The sequence below is a fragment of the Enterococcus sp. LX10 genome, from assembly GCF_023539285.1.
GTDB lineage: Bacteria > Bacillota > Bacilli > Lactobacillales > Enterococcaceae > Enterococcus > Enterococcus faecalis.
This window is the reverse complement of sequence record NZ_CP092784.1, coordinates 865,244-886,638: the sequence shown is the minus strand read 5'-3', so window position 1 is coordinate 886,638 and position 21,395 is coordinate 865,244. Positions and strand designations below refer to the sequence as shown.

Sequence of the window (21,395 nt, the reverse complement as noted above, 5' to 3'; positions counted from 1 at the left end):
CAGTATATTTGGGCTGAGTGAATGCCGTTTCTAAATAATTCAGTTGATAATTAGACAAGGATATATAAGAAAATACTAAAATAGAACGCCTCAACAAGTTTACTTACCAACTTAATATTTAAGGTGTGTTGTAAGCTTTACTTTTCAAGTATTTTGACAAAAATTCAGTCCATTTCAAAAATAAAAACACCTCTAAATAAATTTTTTTAATTTTCAGAATTTGAATTTTTAGTTAAAATCGATATATATTAAAACTTACAACACAATCTTTCATCTCTCCTACCAAATATTCCATCATATAATTTTTTCTCTTGTAATAAACCTAAATTTATATACATTTTAATCTTTTTCATACGAAAAAATAACAGCTTTAGCAACTTGCTTTTCTTAAGAAAACAAATATCATACTTCTGTTACTGTAATTTATTTCAGGTAAATTATCCATAAGACTATACGCAACCCAAAAATTTGTTTTCTTATTTAGTGATATACCAAAAAACAGCAATCATCGCTATAACGATGACCCAAAAATACCATTTTTTGTAGTTCTGTTTCTTTTCCATTACTGTTCCCTCCTGTCATTTTGAATTCGTTCACTGTCGATAATTTAGTACAAAAAACTAAGGGTACCCATATTAACATCACTTATTTTTTAATAACAATTTTCTCTGGCTCATCTGGTAAATATTTAATAACCAATTCAGTTCCTTCTGTTATTTTAGAAAGATCTAATAACGAGATAATTGATTTCGTTACACCTGTCATATCTTTCCCATTAACCTTGTAAGAAAGTGTCAGTTCAATTTCTGGTTGCTCATTCACGTAAGTTCCTGTTTGTCGTGCAGATATAATTTTGCCTACTGTATCTACACCATTCTTTTGAATTCTCTTTCTTGACATTCCGTTATATAAAAATTCTCCCAAAATACCAACAACCTCTAAGCCAATACTTACAGTTATAGCTATAGCAAGAGTATCCATATTAGACCATTTGCTCATATCCTGCTGAAATATATATAGCGTATAACCAAAACCGGCAACCATAATTAAAACCCCTAGTATCCTAAACATTTTAAAGACTATTTTCACCTTGCTCTCCACCTCTTGAAATGTTATTTTGTTATTTAACCCGTTAGTGTACATAGTGCTTTATTAAATAAATGACTGTTTAAGTTTCTCAAATGAATATTCCAAGGGTACTATCAAGTATCGTTTTAATTGTCCAACTCCATAAACACTTTTCACTTTGGTTTCATATATTTATGAAATTTAGCATGCTTTCTATTTAATTACCCTCACTATTTAAGAAATTTTTTTCATGCATACAAAAAGCTGTTTTATTTACACCCTTTTCAAAAATATTAATTACTTTCACTGTTGTTGAATATTTCAATTCTGATATCAAAACTATCTGATCTTTTCTATTTAAATTTTCTCCAAAATCATCTGCATATAATGATTTAAGTTTTTCTAAAGATACTATTTTACCCGGATGCCCCATTAAATATTTTTCTAAATAATCTAAACATTTGCTCATTTAAAACTCCTTTCTAGGCTAAAAATTTTTTCTTAGCTTATAAAGCTTTATCGTGGTAAAATTTCACATAATAATGAATCAATTTCATGATATTTTTTAACTTTCTTTTTCTTTACAAGTCTTCCTCTTTTGAAAACCATGTCAATATTTTCAAGATTTCTAATATTTTCCAATGGGTTTTCAGATAAAATAATTATATCTGCAGTAAACCCTTCCTTAATACAACCACATTTTGTCTCAATGCCAAGCAGCTTGGCATTGTTTTGGGTAGCAATTTTTAAAACTTCTATAGGATTCATTTTCCCGTATAAAACAAAGTAATCTAATTCTCTCCAAAAATCGTAATGAGTGACATAAGACATTGATGAGTCGTTACCTATAGCTAGCTGTATATTGTTTTCTATAGCTTGTAAAAAACTTTGAACCATGTCCTCATAAATAGTTTTTCCGTTACTGTAAACAACATCTGAAACACTCGTCTTTTCTAAATTAAGCAAAGCTATAGGTGCAACAGCTTGAAATGTTGGAACCAATACTGTATACCCTCTGTAAGAATTTGGATTATTTTTATATAGAGATATAATATGTTCGTCCATAGGCGCACCGTGTTCTACTGAGTCAACGCCACCCATCAATGCGAGTCGAACTCCTTCGGTACTTTCGGCATGAGCAGCTACTAATCTCCCAACTCTATGCGCCTCTTCACATATTGCGCTAATTTCTTCTAGTGTTAACTGTAGTTCTCCGGCTTCACCAACCTTTTCGGCATCTGTCACCCCGCCCGTTACACAGATTTTAATCCAGTCGACTCCGTTGTGTAGATTTTTGCGCACGTTTTTCCTGTGCTCCCAAGGAGAGTCCCCTTCCAAAGCAAGATACGGTGCTCCGTGTCCTCCGGTAATTGTCAAAAAGTAACCTGCTGTAAATATATCTGGCCCTAATTTATCTTTTTTATATCTATTACTTAGTTTCACGTCTTGATAAAAAAATTCACCTAGAGTTCGAATAGTAGTAATACCTGACTGGAGCTGTGTATAAGCATGCTTATGCATTCTAATTCTCAATAACAATCGTCCAAGCGACGTTCCAAGAATCTTATAGAGTATCGTTTTAGCACTATCATATCCTGGAGAATTAAAAGGTTTTCCAGTTGAGAATAAGTGAGCATGGGCGTTTATTAACCCAGGTAACACATACTTACCTTCACAATCAACTATATTTATAGATGAATCACACACTATTAATTCCTCTGTAATTTTTTCAATATTTCCTTCTGTATCTATGAGAATGTTTTTCTTTAAGGGAACATTTCTATTTAAATCTATAACTAAGCCATTTTTCAATAGTGTCTTTTTCATACGCTTCTCCAATTATTGAATTTTTGTAGTGCCCTGCGCTTCAAAATATTTAGCAATATTAAATACCTGGTCCGCTGTATCTTTTTAATTAAATTTTTTTATTAAAACAATACCCGAAAAAGAAATAACTACTAATCCTAATATAGATAAATATTTATTTTTCTTATTCTCACCAGTTTGTGGTAATTTCTTACCTAAAGATTTATTTGTTAGTGTGTGCATACCATTGTTATATATTAGATTGTTCGTGTTTACTTGAAACGTTTTTTCTTCTATCGTTTCATCTCCATAGCTACTAAATGTGTAATCGATTTTCGTTACCAAAGATTTTTCTCTTTCATATACATAGACTACTTCTTGCATACTCTCTGTAAAAATACCTGTAGCATTTTTAGGTATATCTTTTAGCTTCCATTCTGGTATTTCTTTAGCACTTGTATTGTACGGCTCTCCTAACTTGCCTTGTAGCGTTTCGTTTGGAGATACTTCTTGCCCGTCTTCATCTACATATCTAATGTGTATTTGCTTTTCATTCTCAACTTTTTTTTGATATACTCCCACAATATAATTTCCTACAAGCAGATTGTTTAACGGAGTATCTAAAGGCACTTCTTTGTACTGTTTTACACCGTCTGCTTCAACTGATATATATCTTTTATATCCTACAAAATCATATCCTTCATACTGAGTTTTATTGTATCCTAACGAATTTAAATAAGACTCTTTTATTCCAGAATTATTCATGTGTACCTCAAAACTATCCATATCTACGGGCGATATACTATTAACAGCTTTTTGAAATCCTGTAATATCTAGTTCCGCCTTCAGCGCCGTATCATCTGATGGGAAAACTCCCACCCCGATTTCATCAAAATAGTTCAAATTCATTTCCACGTTCTTAACATGATATAAAACTGAAACAAGAGGATCGCCTTCAAACGGTACTATTTCATCTGCAACATATTCTTTAGAAAGTTTAATTTCAATCTTTACATTATTTGTAATATCGCTACTAACATGAAATATTTTAAAATCTATACCGCTTTCCCTAATACCGTTTAGATTTATAACGCCATCAGTCACTTCAATATCCATATATTCATTTGAAGTCATATTTTTCAGTTCATTCAGTGAATTTGGATCGATATCCTTTGAGGGTATGGATATCACTTGTTCCTCTTCAAATTCAATCGGTTCTGACAATACCCCTTCTTGAGCATTAGGCTCAAAAGTAGGTTCAATTTCAAGGTAATATTCATTTTCGTTTTTAACAACTACGCTACTTTTTATATATCCATTGTATCTTTGTCCAATTACAATTTCTTCAGAATTTCCCCGTAACTCATCAGCAAATGATTCTTCTACTGATAGCAATCCTGCACCAAAAACTATTAAAAAACCTGACATAATTTTTTTATTTAAGCTATTAAATTTCATCACTTATTGTCTCCCATTGTTTTTGTTCTAACTTCGTAAAAAAATCTTCATTAACATCCTTCAAATCTACCCATTCTATTAAATGTGCTACCGTCCCAATAAAAACTGATACTATATATTCAACCGGCCACTTTTTGATTGCTTCATTCTCAATCTCTTTAAAAATTCTATGAAAGACTGGTAACAGACCATTTAGCATATATTGCTTATTTTCATCACTTATATAGTAATTTTCATGATGTCTTAGCAAAAATCTCATAGTATCTCTATTCTCTATTGAAAATAGCACGATTCTTTTAAATAATTCCTTATGAATTTCTCTAAAATCCATAAAATCTATATATTTAATTATCGGTTGTACACTTTCTATCAGTTCCTCTGCAGAATTTATATATAATTCATTGATAATATCTTCTTTATTTTTAAAATAACGATATATATTTCCCACGCTAATACCTGCACTATCAGCTATTTGAGGAACTTTTGTTCCTTCGTAACCAAATTTTAAAAACAACACCTTAGCTTCATTCAATACTTTGGGCTTTATATTCTCATTTCTATTCATACATTCTCTCCTAATAATTATATTTTTTCATCAATAAACTGGGTTATTGATAACTCAAAGTCTATTGGATTATCCTTAGGTACGTCATGTCCACATTTAGGAACTCTTTCATAAGTAGTATCTAAATTTTCATCATTCAAATAAGGCTCCACATCACTTATTACACTAAACTTATCCATATCTCCTTGAATAATTAAAATAGGTATCTTCTCATTTCTAAGGCAAGTGCTCAATTCTTGTTCAAACATCCAATCCGAAACTTGAGCAATATGCCTAGGTTGATAACCTTTTTTTCCTAAAAATTTATATATTATTTTTAGCGGGATAGAGTCAAAGTTTCTTAATGATAAATGATTTGAGATAAAATTTTTAAAAATACTATTCCCAGAGAACTCTTTTACCATTAAGTTAAATTTATTAAGACCTTCTTTTTTATTCTTATAAACAAACGGAGAACACATTATAAGTCCAGAAAGATTTTTTGTAACATTTTTATCTTCAATTGCTAATAAAGAAATCAAACATCCGAAACTAGCAGCAAATAATATGATTTTTTTGTCTGGGAACCTTGCAAAAACACTATCAATCACTATACTAAGCTCATCCACCAACTGGTTTTTAGCAATTTTTTTTTGAGCAAAACTTACGATACATTGGTCATAATACGCAAATTGATAGTACCTTTCTATTTCTTTAATTCCTTCCATATTTCTTAAATGTACAACTCCTGCTCCAGGCCCCCCGTGAACCATCACAAACACGATGTCAGAATTGGGGTTTCCTGTATAATATAAATTTTCTATCAGACTATTTTTTTTCATATGCTAGATCTCCATTTATAAATACATTTTCTAAATTTAATTGCTTATCCACTATGATGAAATCTGCAGATCTATTTTCTGTAATCGTTCCATAAAAATTATCAATATTTACACTTTTAGCTGGAATAGAGGTAACTAAAGGAATTGCCTCTTCTAAGCTAAATATCTTCCATTCAACAATATTTTTTAAAGATTTTAATAAGGTGGTTGTGCTTCCGGCGAGATTCCCATCAGAAGTTCTACATATTCCTCCTGAAATTTGAACCGAAATGCCTTCTATATCATATGTTCCATCTGGAAGACCAGCTAACTTTGTATTATCTGAAACAAGAACTATTTTATCTTTCGGCTTAATCTTTTTAAACAGTTTCAGAACATTGTGATGAATATGATATCCATCACAAATCAATTCAGCATATACGTTATCATTAATCATTATTGCTTCTAATAATCCTGGGTCTTTCGAGTTGAACTTTCTCATTCCGTTAAATGTATGAATACCTATTTTAGCTCCTTGAGCAAACGCCTTGTCTGCTTCTATAAAATTTGCATCACTATGTCCTAATCCAACAACAATATTATTGTCTAAACAATAATCAATAAATGCTTCTGTATACTTTAATTCAGGAGCAATAGCTATTTTTTTGATTAACCCAATTTCATCTTTTGTAAGATTTTCAAAATATGATGTATACGGATGGTTAAAATACTCGTTATTTTGAGCTCCTTTATACTTTTCAGAGAAGAACGGTCCTTCTAAAAAAACACCTGGAACTTTCGCTCCTTTAATGTCTCTTTTTGCTTTGTAAATATCGTGAATAACATTTTCCATTTTATTCTTACTAGTTGACATTAAAGTTGGTATGAATGTGGTAACCCCTACTTCTAACAGTTTTTTACTCAGTAGAACAATATTGGTGTGTGTGTCATCCATTATATCTAACCCATTATATCCATGGATATGCGTATCTACTAAGCCCGGCAACACGTAAAAATCTTTATAGTCAATAATGTAGTCATCTTCACACACTTCTTTTTTAATTTTTCCGAATTTGCCATTATTTATTTCTAAATAAGCCGGCCCAACCATTTTCCCTTGGAAAAAAATTTTTTCTGCATATATGTACATAGCATTTCCTCCTTTTCACTATATCAATTTATATTAAATATCGTATAGTGAATGAATGTTCATTCACTATACGATATTTTTAATGATACGTCAACCAAAATATACTTATACAGAGATAGTATCGTTTAGTCTTTGTTCTTCTTATACAATAATCTTATATCATATTTCAAGGTCCACATAAAAATGCTAGTTTTGGGCCTTTGAAAATGTAGGTAATTGGTCCTATTATTTGTTTTTTATCTTTGTTTAACTATAGCTCTTCATTTGGTACAAAGGTCCAGTAATTTGTATAATCTTAGAATGATGGACCGACCAGTTCTGATGCAAATTTTTCTAAAAGGTTCACTTTAAGGACATACAATTTCAAAAAGATGTGATTGTTTTAACCGTAGACTACTATCTTCGCTATAACCTCGGCTATATTGAAGTTCAATAAATTCTTTATAAACTTGTAATTCATGTCTCTCATACAACCATTTATCATTGGGTAAAAGGGTACGATAAGATTTTCTATTACTTATGAAAAAAGAATAATAAACAGTCTTTTTATTCGCAGAATATGGACCAAACCTATATCAGAATCAAAGGAAAGTGATATTAATTGTATCGCGCCAGCGATGCCGATGGCTTAACGTAGGATATTAGATTGTTCAAAAAACAGGATACACAAACAGTCTGTGCTTTTTTTAAACTATTAGAGAAACAATTTGGCAAGCCAAAAATTCTCGTAACGGATAAAGCGCCATCTATCCGTAGTTCGCTTAAAAACTACAAAAATATGGTCTCTATATGAAGACATAACAACGATTCGAGAAATATACGATAAAAGTCGAAAAGAGAACATCTCTTCGGCTTTTCAGTTTATACTGAAATCATGGTATTGTTAGATACTCCAATTTAAAAATCAGTCAAAACGGAATATAAAAAAACAACAAGGATTCCCCCGTTGGCACTGTCGTAGATTTTTATGATTATCAAAAATTAATTTTTACTCAAACTCTTCTTTTATAGTTCAACCTCTTAAGTCTGAACTATAAAAATAAGAACCTGCATGTTGAGTAATACTTGCATAGTTATTTGCATAGCTATTAGCTCTTCCAATATCCTTATACCCATTTTGCCCCCAAGGCAACGTATGAATAGTCATGTTAGTATCTAAGATTATTAAAAGACAAGCAATACAAACCAAATAAAAAAAACAGAGGATTTTCTCCTCTGGTTTTGACGTGATTCTACAATTTCTCTTTATAAACATTATTTTATAAAGAATCAAATAAGTTAGAAATTTTTCAATTATGATTTTGTCTAACTATTCATGATAATTATTCTTTTGCTTTCGAAAACGTAAAACAGAAGTTATAAAAACAAGTACTAGAAGCACTGTACCTGTCCCAATACTTATCAACGTTAGCCTTTTATTTTCACCAGTTTCGGGCAAAGTATATTGTGATGGTGAATATGTTTTTATATGATTAGATTTATTATCTGATTTTGGGCTAGGATTAATTTTATCTCTCATATACACATAAGTTACTGTCTGAACTTGGTCTGTAAACTTACCCACAGGATTTCCTTGAGCTTCTTTGAAAGTATAACCATCAATCACTTTTTGTTCAGTGGTGTAGCAATCTCCAACATTACCAAATTTCACTACTTCATCTGAAATCTTGTTTCCATTTGTATCAACATATTTGGCTGTCACTTCTGCTGTTTTTACTGGGTTCTTCACGTATACATAAGTAACCGTTTGAGGTTGATCTGTGAACTTACCCGTAGGATTGCCTCGAACTTCTTTGAAAGTATAGCCATCAATCGCTTTTTGTTCAGTGGTGTAGTCATCTCCAATATTACCCGTTTTCACTACTTCATCTGAAATCTTATTACCTTCTGTATCAACATATTTAGTTGTCACTTCTGCTGCTTTTACTGGATTCTTCATGTATACATAAGTAACCGTTTGAGGTTGATCTGTGAACTTACCCGTAGGATTGCCTCGAACTTCTTTGAAAGTATAGCCATCAATCGCTTTTTGTTCAGTGGTGTAGTCATCTCCAATATTACCCGTTTTCACTACTTCATCTGAAATCTTATTACCTTCTGTATCAACATATTTAGTTGTCACTTCTGCTGCTTTTACTGGATTCTTCACGTATACATAAGTAACCGTTTGAGGTTGGTCTGTGAACTTACCCGTAGGATTGCCTCGAACTTCTTTTAGAGTATATCCCTCTATTTCTAGCCTATAATCCGGCGTTGTTGCATCAAAAGATTCACCAATATTGCCACTAATCTTTTGAGAAGGTTTCAATTCATTCCCGTCCGTATCAATATAATTCACCGTAACATCTGCAGCGGCTTCTTGATGATTGATCGAAAATTGGTGCAAGTAGGTTCCTGATGAAATGGCATAAAAACTATAACCATCCGGTTGTGCATATGACCCAGCTGGATTATTATAAAAAGCATTGTATTCCATTGTTTCAATATTTTCAAATTCACTTTGAGTAACCCCAGATACAGTAATCCCATCTTCAGTAATAGTTAATCTTGAAGAAGGTATCTGCACACCATTCAAATCAAAATATGTCTGACTAGTACTATTTGATGTTGTAAAAGGAGGCTGATACCCATCAAAGTTTGTTAATCGATTAGGCATAAAGGAAAACGGAACAAAAAATGATTGATTATTGGAATCATAATTTAACTCTTTTGCTGATAGTGAAGTAACTGCGTCATTTCTTCCTGTATTTTGACCATATGCGGCCAGACTTGATAATTTGGGGAAATCATTTATCACAGTAAAATCTGTCACACCACAAGTCTGAATTCTTAATTCTGTTAAATTTGGCAATGCAGTCAACGGTGCAATAGTCGTAATATTCATATTAGACTCAAAGCTTAGCGACTCTAGTCCTTTCATATTAACAATTTTTGAGAACACTGCATCGGTTACGTTTGCGGAACTAAGATTTAGTCTAGTTACATTGTCACCAAAGTTTGGTACATTATCATCGGTTACATTTGCTCCCATTAAATATACATAAACTAACTTATTTAAAGACTTCAAAACTGAAAAGTCAGTAATCTGATTTTGCCCGCTCATATAAAACGATGATAAATTTATTGCAAATTCTAATCCCCTCAAATCAGCAATAGCGGAATCTGCAGCGTATATATAAAGAGTCTGAAGCTTGCTCATCTGTTCCTTCGTGATTTCGGATACATCTATCCCTAGTGATTTAGCAACCACGGATTGTAGCGTTGGATCTGGCATCCAAGTTGCAAGATCTTCTGTATCATTAGCCATAGTGATTTCAGATTGATCTTTAGAAGCTTGTCCTGTTGCTTCATTTTTGACTTGATTATTTCCATGAGTTTCACCGTAATATTTTGCGCCGTTAGTAGAGTTTTCCGTAGTTGTTTCTTCTGTAGATTCATTTTTGTCTTCTGTCGAAGAATCAGAGGATTTGTCTGACGTTCTTGAAGAATCCAACGTTATATTTGCCTTATTCATTTTTTCAGAATCTTCACTAGTTGTTTGCTCTAAACTCTCTTGCTGATCATCTGCTCGAACATTCACAATAGGAGTCAAAAAAGACGTCACTATTAAACTTGCTAAAGATATATAGGAAAAAGCTTTCTTTTTCATTGTCATCTCCTTCTAGCGATTTTAAAACCACCGAAATGTATTAGTTTGTTTATCTGATACATTATAACAATATTGGGCTAAATTAACAATTCTTTAATGTACATTTACTCACAAAACTAAACTAGCTATTAGTGTAGTCCCTACAAGTATGATTAAAAAGTTTTTAATAATAAAATATAGGAATTACTAAAAATTTACAAAAATGAAATATGCCCAACTTTATTGTCCTACTACGTACCTAGTAACAATCGGATTATAAAAAAGACCAACAAGGTATACTCCAATGTCATTAAGTTAAGAGATACCCAGGTAAACATTATTATGTTTAAACAAAATAAAATTATAGTTTAGGACTTTTGTATGATTTTTTTTAACTTTATTTATGTTTTAATATAATTAGCTGTAGTTAGTAGTCATTTTGATGTGGAGGGCATTTTTATGGAAAGTTTTTGGAAGCAGAAGCATAACTTATGTTTTATTGTAGCAATATTAAGTTTAATTACTTATTTTATTAGACAGAACTCTAATAATACTATATGGTTAGTGTTATTTTTTGCATGGTTAAGTTTTGGATTTACGGCCATGGCAAGAAATAAAGATAAGGAAAAAAATAAGAATAGTAATAAATAGAGTTTGCTAAATTATTCTAAAACCTTAAGGATATGGTTGTTATTAATCTCTCTCATGAAGAATTAGATAGATTAGTTCAAGAATCTCCTTCTAATACCATTAAATCAGGGTTTTTGTCTAAAAGAATTGTTAAGTTAGTCACCTAACTATAAAATTAGATCAGTTTACCAAAAATTCAATAACATAGAAAAAAACAGAAAAATATTTAAATTTCCCTGTTTTTTTCTATGTAAAAGGACACACTCTTGATACAATTATTTTAATAATAATAATAATAAAACGTCATAGCGTTACGTATTCTGGAGGTTCCCTTATTGTCTAAGAATATCAAAAAATCACAAACACTTCAAACTTCTCACGAAATTAAACAAAATTTAGAACATCATATTCATTTTATTACAAATCAACCTGAAATTTTTGCTCAATCTCCGCTTGATTTTTCACGAAATAGAAAATTATCTTTTGAGACAACTCTCAAAATTATTCTCTCTTTCGGTGGACAAAGTTTTTCTAGTGAATTACTCTCTTACTTTGATTTTACACTTCAAACGCCAAATGCTTCCGCATTTATACAGGCTCGAAGTAAAATAAAGATTGAAGCTTTCAAACACCTCTTCTACCGAACCATTCCTTCAAGTAACCAAAATAAGCAATATAAAGGGTACCAACTATTGGTTCATGATGGATCCGATATTAATATCCCTTATGATGAAAACGATCCTGAATCTCACTGCACCATCGGAAAGTTTGACAAACCTGTAGAATCTTTTCATATCAATGCTTTATATGATCCATTAAATAAATACTATGCATCGGTAAACTTCCAAAAAATTAGACAGCTAGATGAACGGAGCAGCTTGTGTCAAATGGTTGATGAATTTACTTTTGAAAAGCCGACAATTATTATTGCAGATCGTGGTCATGAGTTATTTAACGTGTACGAACATATTAGAAAAAGTTGTCAAAAATTCGTAATTCGAGTAAAAGATACCAAAGGTAATGGTTTTCTTAAAGGACTTGGATTACCTCAAAAAGGAACATTTGATAAAGAGGTTAACAAGAAGACAGACCAATAAAATCAAAGCTGACAAAAGCTATCAATTTTTGCGTAAAAAAGCCAGCTTTGATTATCTCCCTTATGATTCAAAAGATAGTTATCCCGTTAGTTTCAGAGTCGTTCGGATTAAGTTGAGTGAGCATAGTTATGAATCTTTAGTCACGAATCTTGATTCCTTCACTTTTAAAAGCGAAGATTTAAAAGTACTTTATCACTTACGCTGGGGAATTGAAACTTCCTTTAGAGAATTAAAATATGCTTTAGGTTTAAATCAATTCCACTCAAAGAGACTAGAGTTTATTTGAGTGGAATTTACGCTCGTCTCATTATATACAACTTTTCAATGGAAATTGTTCAGGTAGTGGCGTTATCAGCTCCTTTAAAGCAGTTCTATCAGCTTAATTTCACACAAGCTATAGGTATTTGTAAAAGATTTTTTCTTGATTAAACCGTCAATGTAGAAATTTTGATAAGAAGATATCTACTCCCCATACGACAGAATCGGAGTGACCAGCGGAATATAACCAAAAAGAAATTTGTTGGTTTTTTATATCGTATTTCTTAACATTATAAATTGGACTATACCATATAGTTTTTTTGTGTTGCTCAAAAATATAAAATTAGTCAAGTTAATAAGAAAAAAGCGATATACTTGAGACTATTATTTACTTTTTTTGCCTTACCTCAATGACATTGAGGTACACCGTAGAATCAAAAGTCACTTCTTTACAAATCTATCTCTTTGGCCAGTCGGGGGAAAACGGCTGGCTATTCATCTGGTAAAAATGAAAAAGCAATCAGTGGTCGATTGCTCTTTTCCCATTGTCCTAATGTAATTCTTTATACGATAGATACAGCAAATAGTTTGTTTTTTCTATGAATTGATAAAGAGCCAGTTTTATTGAAACACTCAAATCCATCATCTTGTCTATTCTACTTTCTATCTCTTCCTTGTTATAAGTAAAAAAATTATCTTCCCATACCAACGCTATTACTAATTCTTCTTCTTGAAAACTTATAAAGTACATACATCCATAAGAATTTCCTCTTTCATGAGCATAAATTTGCATACGAACCTTTTCCTTCCCTTTTCATTAGTGGACACCAAAGGTTATTTTAACACTATTTTTTATTATTTATCTCCCCTTAATTACTTCTTGTGAGCTAATTCTAATTCATTCGCTGTTTGCCTTAACCATTTGAACTAGTCCAACTGTATCAAAGGTTAAAGCTGCTTTTTTCGTTCTATTTCTCTCGTGTGTTCCTTTTTTACTAAGTAGAATAATACTTGACCATTCTACTGATACATCAGGGGTTGCAATTACAATTGAGCCGTGGCACCCTCTTTCTTCATTTAATGAATTCAATTCTTAATTCATTAATTACACCCCATTATATAATTCCTCAGGATACAAAGCTTTCTTTTTGTATATAATCGGATATATATGTGATTTTTACCATATGAACAATTCCTATATAGGAAAGTATTTATTCTGAACACAAATTTTTCAAAACTATTGAATCCAAGTACAGCAAGATAAAACAAAGAGGTCAAAACTTTTATGTTTTTGACCCCAAACTTTATTATCTATAAATATATTTAAATCTATTACAAAATACCTATTCTTAAACAAATACTTTTATTAAAATGTAGCTTCGACTCAATCAGAATCAATCCAATTTTTTATTTCTTTAAATAGCTTCTGACTATTAGAAAATTGTATAATATCTTGAGTATTTCTATCTAACATCGATAAATCTACATAATAATCTGGCGGGACAGGTTGATTGTTAAACAACCATTGGCCCTTTATGGGCTTTATCGTCTCATAATAGCCAACAGTGTATACTAACCACCAATAATTATCGGAATTTTGATTTGTTAAAAAACGTCCTAAGTTAACTGAAGTAAACCCCGCAGAAGGCATACCAAAAACTTTTACATTTGGATTGTTCTTTAACGCTAAAAGTAAACTTTCAGCGGCACTTGCTGTGTTATTGTTTATTACAATTGCAACCTTTTTTCCTAGTTTCTTTTTGTGTAATGATAATTTATAAAGATTCAGTTCGTTAATCGTTCCTGGAATTCCACCAAATAATTTACCATTTTTTAAGTAAACAGGATACTTTTCCTTTTTATTATTAATATTGCTAAAGAGCATACCATCGGGAATTAAAGAACTCGCACCAATAATCATAGGTTCTTTCAGTCCGCCATAATTATTTGATAAATTTAAAACAATATTGCCAGAAATATTTTCGATTAAATCTGTCAACTTTGATGCATATTTAATTGAGAAGTTATCATCATTGCTATAGACACCTGGAATATTAATAATTGTAAGATCCTCATACTTTGAAATACTTGGTAACTTAAGAGTTTCCATATCTTCCATATCTTTGTCACTACTTATTTGTTTTACAGAACTATGTTTGTTAGCACCATATACTAATGTATTTAAATTATCCACATTAGTTACTTTTTTACCGTATCTTGTTAATTCTAAAATATTTCTCCACTCATCTTTATTAGTAATTACTCCATATTGAGATATCGTATGAAGTACTTCATAGCTTCTAGAATCAATCGATTTTAGAGGTAAAAAGAAAAAAATAAGAGCAACAAAAATAATGACACATGTGCTAATAATATAAAAAAGTAAATATTTTTTGATACTCATCCTGTTCATCGTCCTTAAAAAGTAATATACTTCAATATTTCACTATACATGGCTGTTCTAACTAATTTTATTTTCACCAACGTACTTCTTCCTTTATATCTATAAATTGATTCACTAGCTTCTGGTACTCTTTTAGTTGTTCCTTTAAGCAAATCGTAAATATTCCACCCATGAGACTACCAAAAAACAACGAGCCTATTAATGAACCAAAAATAATAAATTCTTTTCTTACAAAAACTTGATGAAAGTTTGTTAGCATAACAAACATGAATAAGGCATTACATATAAAAAGGTTAAGGAATAGATGAATACTAGAAAAATCATGTTTTTCATCAAGAACAATTGGTTTAAAGAAACGATACATAACATAATATTCACTGATCAATATTCCCATTAATAATATACCTTTCACTATTATCAGCCAAGAAAAATCGCTTAAAATAAGATCAAAAAAACCAAGTACTGGTATAAACACAAATAGCCATCGAAATTGATAAACATACTGGTAGAAATTATGTGTCTTAAAAAAATCCATCTGTTTTTGAAACTTTTCTTTATCCGTTATATCCATATTAGCCTCTCTCTTCTTTAACGATTACTATTGCTTATTCTATCGACTTTTTGCCTATTATTTACTTTGAATGAATCCTCTTTTTATTAGTATTGTTAATATAGACGAAGTACGACATAAAACAGCGCTTTCATATTAGACGAATGATCTCCACATGAAATCATAGTTAACTTTATTAAATGATATATGCAGTTAAAATAAATCACACAAAAATCCTAAATCATATCTTATCTTAAGCTTCTGACCTTGATTTTCCATATTTTTATCTGATAATTTAAATTAAAACCTATTTTAATATTTAAAGTAATATTGAACAAAAGTGTTAAAAGTAAAATTTACTCAAAATATACAAAAAATTTAAATCAAATTATTGACTAGCAATATAATATTTTAGCTGAAAATTTTAACAACTCCTTATTCATCAACTATATCAATATTGTTAGGGGAATAAAGAACTTCTGCATGGTTCACTTTAATTAAGGTTCGATTGATTAAAGTATTATTATTATCATAACAGTATTGATATATTTTTCCACATCGGTATACTTTATCATCTTTTTGTACAAATTTTTCTTGTTCTATTTTAACTTCATATCTTAAATTCTGAATATCAGAACTATACAGTTCACCATGAAGGTAGTTATCACTTACGAATGTTACCAATTGATAAGTACTTTTAGTAGTGTTTTTAAATCGGTAATCCAGATAATTAAAAACAATTGATGTACCACTACCAAAGGGGACTTCCCTTTTAGCATCAGGAAACATATCTATCTGCTCATGATGATGTTTTTCTACAATCTCTAAAGGTGTGTGCAATATCATCCAATGAATTAGGTTACTAAACTGACATAGTCCCCCACCTGTTCCTTTTTTTAATTCGCCATCATTGTGTATCATCAGCCCCATTTGGTATCCTTCTTTTTCTGTACATCTACCAATTAAATTCCAAAAAGAAAATACTTCTCCTGGCTTAATTATTATATTACTAATCTTCGGAGAAGCGATTCTTAGGTTTGTAACTTTTGCCTCTTCTATTTGAATAGGCACCTTGTGTAACCCACGTCTCATCAATGATTTATGGGAAAATACCTTATGCGGAAGTAATTCTTTACTTTTTTCTGTTGCAATATTTCCTGTGATTAAATCATGTACTTTCCGCTTGAAAACATGTAATTCATAGGATATTTTATAAGTTAATGGTGATACTTCACAAAATAGTTTTCGTCTAATTATCATACATTCCCCCAAAATTATTTTTTTACTTGAATATAAGCTATTATCTGAAACATATTCACAAACTTATTATTTCAGAATTAACAACGAGTTATGTTAATTTTATCCCAAAGAAAGTTGTTATACCAGTGTTTCCAAAATAAACTATGGATTTCTTTGAATTTTACACATAATTTCTACTAGTCTGTGTAACTGCTAAATAATTCACACAAACGTTTTACAATCTATTTAATCAAATAAAATATAAAAAATGACAAACTTTGTAGGTCTGTCTTTAACAGTATTATTTATCCAGTTTTTCTTTTACGTCCTCAACAACATCTTCGACTTTGTCTTTCGCATCAGAAGCGACTTCTTTTACTTTGCCAATGGTTTGATCTAAGAAGCCTTCTGCTTTTTGCTGATTATCGCCAGTCACATTTCCTGCCACTTCTTTTGCTTTTCCTTTGATTTTATCTGTCGTTCCTTTATCTGTCATAATTAATTCCTCCTGATATTTTATTTTTGTTAGTTGTTTGTATCTGAAGACTCTAATTCTCTACTAGCACCTTCAATGGCTTTACTAGCTTTTGTTTTACCTTCTTCTACTTTTTCTTTGCCTTTTTCAACTGCTTCACTGGCTTTTGTCTTTCCAGTTTCAACAGCATCACTGGTTTTATCTTTCGCTTCATCAAGCGCGCTGCTTCCTTTTTCCTTTGCCTCTTCTACTTTAGAAGAAGTAGCTGTAGAATTCTCTGTTTTCTTTTCTTTACTTCCGCCACACGCAGCTAATGAGAATACAGCTACTCCGGCAGCAATTGTCAATACAATCTTTTACAACTTTCATCGACCTCCGTGTATTAATTTTTTATGGAACAAACTAATTATAAAACAAATGCATAAAAAAATATAATAGTCTAAAGTCTGATTTTTTACCTTAAACACTAAAAAAGTGTTGTGTTTGAAAGTTCTCAAAAACAAAAGTCAAGTCCAATTTTTATATTAATCGTTAGGCATCCATGAGTAGGTGGTCAATTTCATCCCAAGGGGGAAGTACAGCTGTAATCCCTGTAAGTATGTGACAGCCTGTCTAATTATTCTTTGGCCTTTACCTTAATATATCGATTAAATCTTTTTTTGCTGCTTCTGATGCAGGCATTACAGAGAAAACTAAGCCAATAACTGAAGAGACGCCAACTGCTAATAAAATAGTAAATAGATCAACTGATACGTGGACCTTTATCAAGGAGCCAATGCCATAAGCAAAAACCATTCCTAATAAATAGCCAATTATTCCTCCTGAAATAGTTAAAATTAAACCTTCTAAAAGGAATTGTAACATAATAGATTTTCGAGTAGCTCCTAATGCTCTTCTTATACCAATTTCTTTTGTTCGCTCAGATACAGAGATGTACATCATATTCATGACCCCTACCCCCGCAATAAACAATGATATTCCTGCTACAGCTGTTATAAAATAAGTAATTGTACTGAGAATCTGACCAATTCCTTTCGTCAACATTGCTGTATCTAATACTTCATATTCTCCCAGATGTCTCAAACTACCCTTATCTTTTAATTGTTTTATTACTTTTGAAGTCACCTTATCGGGTTTAACTCCTTCTTTTAAGGTTAATGTTAGAGAGGAAGTATTTTTATCTGATTTAAAATAATAGTGATACGTATCTTTTGGAATCTCAATATTTGTATTTGACAAGGAAAACAAATTATCTTGCTCTTCTCCAGGGAAAACCCCTACCACTCTAAATAATTCTTGCTCAATTTCAATCCCTTTACCCAATGCTCGTTCTGGTGTATTAAATAACTCTTTGGCTGTAACTGAATCAATTGTTGCTACTTTATTTAATAATCCACTATCTTGATCTGTTAAATTTCTGCCAATAGAAACTTTTTTTCCTTCAGAATCTATAAGTTTAATCTGTTTATTTTTTTTATTTCCTCTAATAAACAAATCTTTGTAGATCTGCTCTTCATCAATTTTAGAATAGTCAGCTTTTTTTACCCCTTCTACATTTCTTACTGTAGATAAGTCTACATCTTGAAAAAATTTTGTATTTGTATCATATAAGGACGTATCACTCGGTGTAAAATTTAATTGAATTTCCACATTCTTAGAATCACTCTTAGTAAGATTTTTTACGGTGTCTTTCTCGAATCCTCTTCCAATAGCTAAAATTGTAATAACAGACGATATTCCTATAATAATTCCTATCATGGTTAATACACTACGTTTTCGATTATTTTTAATTGCTTTCCAAGCAGAACGCATGTTTACATAAAGATTCATTGCACCAACTCCTTATCTTCAATAATCGCACCGTCTCTAATAGTAATCAACCGGTGACAATAAGGAACGACTTCAGGATTGTGCGTAACCATAATAAGCGTTACGTCATCTTCTTTATTTAAAGTAGTAAAAAGCTGCATAATCTCCTCTGAGGTGTGTGTATCTAAAGCACCTGTCGGTTCATCTGCTATAATAAACTTAGGGTGATTAATCAATGCTCGGGCGATGGCCACCCGCTGCTGTTGGCCACCAGACAACTGCTTTGGATATTTATATTCTTTTCCTTTTAAACCAACTCTATCCAATACGGAAAAAACTTTTTCCTTCGTTTTAAAAGGAGACACCCCATTATAAAGAAGAGGTAGTTCTACATTTTCATAAACTGTGTTACTCTCAATCAAACTAAAGTTTTGGAAAATAAAACCTACTGTTTGATTTCTTACTTTAGAAAGAATGTCATCTGCTGTATTAACCAAAGATCTGCCTTCAAACAAGTATTCTCCCTCAAATTTACGATCGATAAATCCCAAAAGATTAATTAATGTCGATTTGCCAGATCCTGAAGGGCCCATGATCGCTATCATTTCCCCTTTTTTGATGGATAAATGAATATCTTTTAATACATGAAGTGACTCCTCTTCATTTGCATAGTATTTATTTATCTTATTGAGTTCAATCATTGTTTCACCGTCACTTTTTGGCCATCTTTCAGACTAGTATCTGGTTTTTCAACAATTGAATCATTTTCTTTAAGTCCAGTCTTTACTACGTATTTATCATTATCATCTTTTACTTCTATTTTCTGTTTAACAACTTTTCCATCTCTGTAAATAAAAACGAATACCTCATTATTTTTTTCTTTAACTGTATTCTTTTTAGACAACTCTAAATTATTCATTGGAACACTGATTTGGACATTATAACCATAATGAATAGGTTCTTTAGGGCTAACTATAAAGGAGAATGTTGAAATTGTACTGTTTTTAATTGATGATGTATTTTGTGGACTGACAGCCATATCTTCAGGCAGTGCATTAATTTCAGTAATTATTCCGTCCGTTGCTTTTTCTTCATTGATTTGACTAATCGTTACAGGTTGACCCACTTTTACTTTATTATAGTCATATTCTGTGACAGAACCTTTTATAACTATCTCTGGACTCACAATAGTCGCATATGGTACTGTTGCGTCTACTTTCCCTTTATCATTAATATAGACAATTCCTTTGAATGGTGCTGTTACGGTAGTGGTAATTTTCTTTTTTGTTTGTTCAATAGTATTATTGGCACTGGATAAATCAACATTCGCCGCATCTAACGCTTGTTGTGCTTGTAAAACTGCCTCTTTTTGTGCATCTAACGCTTGTTGTATAGTTTCAATTTTATTATCAGCTTCAGCTTTTTCGGCTTTTTTCATTTCATCATCCATTTTTTTATTTACAATGGTGGTTTGTTCGTTTTTAGCAACAGTTAAGCGATTTTCTAATTCTTGTTGTTTTTGTGTTGCATTATCTAGATTTATTTGAGCATTTGTAACTGCCAGATTCAACTTTTCTAGAGATTGGGTTTGTTCTTCCGCTTGATCTTCAACAGTTGTATTTTGATAAGTAGCCACTACATCATTTTCATTTATTTCTTGACCATTCTTCACGGAAATAGTATCGATTTTCCCAAGGGATTGATCAAAGTTTAAATAACTAGTTGTTTTAGGTTGAACAATTCCTTTTAAAATCAAGGGATCACTCTTTTTTACCTTGATAATTTTATAGGATTCTTCTTCTTTTGGTTCAGTGGCGTTCAATTTATAAATAAGGGTCGCGCTGATTAATAGTACTCCAACAAGACAGCCTATGATCGTTAAAGAAACTTGTTGTTTTTTAGTTAACTTTTTCAATATCATTCTCCCCTGTATTTACTTTGAATAAGTAGACTAAAACCATAATTACTGGTAATTTGAACACTAACATGAAAATAATAATTGTAATTCCGATAATTAGTCCCATAGATTGCATTTCTGAAGTATTTGTAAAACTAGGCGTTGTTAACAAAGAAAATATAATGGACACGACAGTCCATCCCAAATTTAAATAATAAGGATATTTTAGTGGAATTTGATTCTTTTTTACCTTCCTGTGTGAAATAAAAAAGAAAATCACAAAAGTAATTGAAAAAAGAACATTTAAAACTGTAAACACTTTTACTGGCATACTGCTTAATTGATTATAAATGCTCATCCCCTCTGATCCCAAATCTGTGTATAGTGTTTTATCTGGATTTAATGCAGCAGGTAGCCCAATAATTGAAAAAATTGTTCCAACTGAAGTCAATACTAGAGCAATTAAATTCCATACTTTAATTTTTTTTACTTGTTTTTTATAATTGTCCATGAACTTTAAATCCTTTCTTATCATCACTTAAAAAATCTAATTTTTAAAAA

The 21,395-nt window shown here is 31.1% G+C and carries 19 protein-coding genes and 2 pseudogenes; 3 read left to right on the top strand and 18 right to left on the bottom strand.

Annotation, left to right across the window (positions count from 1 at the left end; genetic code table 11):
- Positions 1-645 precede the first annotated feature (645 nt).
- From MKZ30_RS04295 to nagA, 7 genes are all read right to left on the bottom strand, one after another.
- Positions 646-1,089, bottom strand: coding sequence for a hypothetical protein (locus MKZ30_RS04295; RefSeq protein WP_207435167.1), 444 nt, complete (start codon positions 1,087-1,089; stop codon positions 646-648).
- A gap of 196 nt (positions 1,090-1,285) precedes the next feature.
- Positions 1,286-1,537: a hypothetical protein gene (locus MKZ30_RS04290; protein WP_202563128.1), complete on the bottom strand. Its 252-nt coding sequence runs from the start codon at positions 1,535-1,537 to the stop codon at positions 1,286-1,288.
- A 47-nt stretch (positions 1,538-1,584) separates the two neighbouring features.
- Positions 1,585-2,895, bottom strand: a complete 1,311-nt coding sequence (locus MKZ30_RS04285) for an amidohydrolase family protein (protein ID WP_202563126.1) — start codon at positions 2,893-2,895, stop codon at positions 1,585-1,587.
- 84 nt (positions 2,896-2,979) lie between these two features.
- Positions 2,980-4,332 (bottom strand): MucBP domain-containing protein, encoded by a 1,353-nt coding sequence (locus tag MKZ30_RS04280; RefSeq protein ID WP_249958804.1) that lies wholly within the window; start codon positions 4,330-4,332, stop codon positions 2,980-2,982.
- Positions 4,322-4,897, bottom strand: a complete 576-nt coding sequence (locus MKZ30_RS04275) for a TetR/AcrR family transcriptional regulator (RefSeq protein WP_010829170.1) — start codon at positions 4,895-4,897, stop codon at positions 4,322-4,324. Before MKZ30_RS04275 ends, MKZ30_RS04280 begins: the two co-directional genes overlap by 11 nt.
- A gap of 17 nt (positions 4,898-4,914) precedes the next feature.
- Positions 4,915-5,718, bottom strand: a complete 804-nt coding sequence (locus MKZ30_RS04270; RefSeq protein ID WP_249958790.1) for a serine aminopeptidase domain-containing protein — start codon at positions 5,716-5,718, stop codon at positions 4,915-4,917.
- On the bottom strand, positions 5,705-6,847 hold the full coding sequence (gene nagA, locus MKZ30_RS04265; protein WP_207435171.1) for an N-acetylglucosamine-6-phosphate deacetylase: 1,143 nt from the start codon (positions 6,845-6,847) through the stop codon (positions 5,705-5,707). The genes MKZ30_RS04270 and nagA overlap by 14 nt, the downstream gene beginning before the upstream one ends.
- A 355-nt stretch (positions 6,848-7,202) precedes the next feature.
- Here nagA and MKZ30_RS04260 point away from each other — a divergent pair.
- Positions 7,203-7,748 (top strand): annotated as a pseudogene (locus MKZ30_RS04260) (IS6 family transposase).
- Positions 7,749-8,156: 408 nt separating this feature from the next.
- Here the strand turns inward: MKZ30_RS04260 and MKZ30_RS04255 are convergent.
- Positions 8,157-10,496 (bottom strand): MucBP domain-containing protein, encoded by a 2,340-nt coding sequence (locus tag MKZ30_RS04255; RefSeq protein WP_242696144.1) that lies wholly within the window; start codon positions 10,494-10,496, stop codon positions 8,157-8,159.
- Positions 10,497-10,934: 438 nt separating this feature from the next.
- On the opposite strand from MKZ30_RS04255, the gene MKZ30_RS04250 reads away from it, so the two are divergent.
- Both MKZ30_RS04250 and MKZ30_RS04245 read left to right on the top strand, forming a co-directional pair.
- Entirely contained in the window at positions 10,935-11,126 is a 192-nt protein-coding gene (locus MKZ30_RS04250) for a hypothetical protein (protein WP_202563121.1), read from the top strand.
- A 314-nt stretch (positions 11,127-11,440) separates the two neighbouring features.
- Positions 11,441-12,748 (top strand): annotated as a pseudogene (locus MKZ30_RS04245) (IS4 family transposase).
- Between the two features lie 262 nt (positions 12,749-13,010).
- On the opposite strand, the gene MKZ30_RS04240 reads toward MKZ30_RS04245, so the two are convergent.
- The 10 genes from MKZ30_RS04240 to MKZ30_RS04195 all read right to left on the bottom strand — a co-directional run bounded on the left by MKZ30_RS04240 (position 13,011) and on the right by MKZ30_RS04195 (position 21,345).
- Entirely contained in the window at positions 13,011-13,253 is a 243-nt protein-coding gene (locus MKZ30_RS04240; RefSeq protein ID WP_202563119.1) for a hypothetical protein, read from the bottom strand.
- A 591-nt stretch (positions 13,254-13,844) separates the two neighbouring features.
- Positions 13,845-14,864, bottom strand: a complete 1,020-nt coding sequence (locus MKZ30_RS04235) for a S41 family peptidase (RefSeq protein WP_202563117.1) — start codon at positions 14,862-14,864, stop codon at positions 13,845-13,847.
- 73 nt (positions 14,865-14,937) lie between these two features.
- Positions 14,938-15,435, bottom strand: coding sequence for a hypothetical protein (locus MKZ30_RS04230; RefSeq protein WP_202563115.1), 498 nt, complete (start codon positions 15,433-15,435; stop codon positions 14,938-14,940).
- A 414-nt stretch (positions 15,436-15,849) separates the two neighbouring features.
- Positions 15,850-16,668, bottom strand: coding sequence for a VanW family protein (locus tag MKZ30_RS04225; protein ID WP_202563607.1), 819 nt, complete (start codon positions 16,666-16,668; stop codon positions 15,850-15,852).
- A 286-nt stretch (positions 16,669-16,954) separates the two neighbouring features.
- Positions 16,955-17,149 (bottom strand): CsbD family protein, encoded by a 195-nt coding sequence (locus tag MKZ30_RS04220; RefSeq protein ID WP_113836570.1) that lies wholly within the window; start codon positions 17,147-17,149, stop codon positions 16,955-16,957.
- 29 nt (positions 17,150-17,178) lie between these two features.
- Entirely contained in the window at positions 17,179-17,475 is a 297-nt protein-coding gene (locus tag MKZ30_RS04215) for a hypothetical protein (RefSeq protein ID WP_202563113.1), read from the bottom strand.
- 283 nt (positions 17,476-17,758) lie between these two features.
- Positions 17,759-18,958, bottom strand: a complete 1,200-nt coding sequence (locus MKZ30_RS04210; protein WP_202563111.1) for an ABC transporter permease — start codon at positions 18,956-18,958, stop codon at positions 17,759-17,761.
- Positions 18,955-19,638, bottom strand: a complete 684-nt coding sequence (locus MKZ30_RS04205) for an ABC transporter ATP-binding protein (protein WP_202563109.1) — start codon at positions 19,636-19,638, stop codon at positions 18,955-18,957. The genes MKZ30_RS04210 and MKZ30_RS04205 overlap by 4 nt, the downstream gene beginning before the upstream one ends.
- Positions 19,635-20,858 carry an efflux RND transporter periplasmic adaptor subunit gene (locus tag MKZ30_RS04200; RefSeq protein ID WP_202563108.1) on the bottom strand — a complete coding sequence of 408 codons (1,224 nt, stop codon included), beginning with the start codon at positions 20,856-20,858 and terminating at the stop codon, positions 19,635-19,637. Before MKZ30_RS04200 ends, MKZ30_RS04205 begins: the two co-directional genes overlap by 4 nt.
- A complete protein-coding gene (locus MKZ30_RS04195) occupies positions 20,836-21,345 on the bottom strand; it encodes a hypothetical protein (RefSeq protein ID WP_202563106.1) in 510 nt (169 codons plus the stop codon). The genes MKZ30_RS04200 and MKZ30_RS04195 overlap by 23 nt, the downstream gene beginning before the upstream one ends.
- Positions 21,346-21,395: the final 50 nt, after the last annotated feature.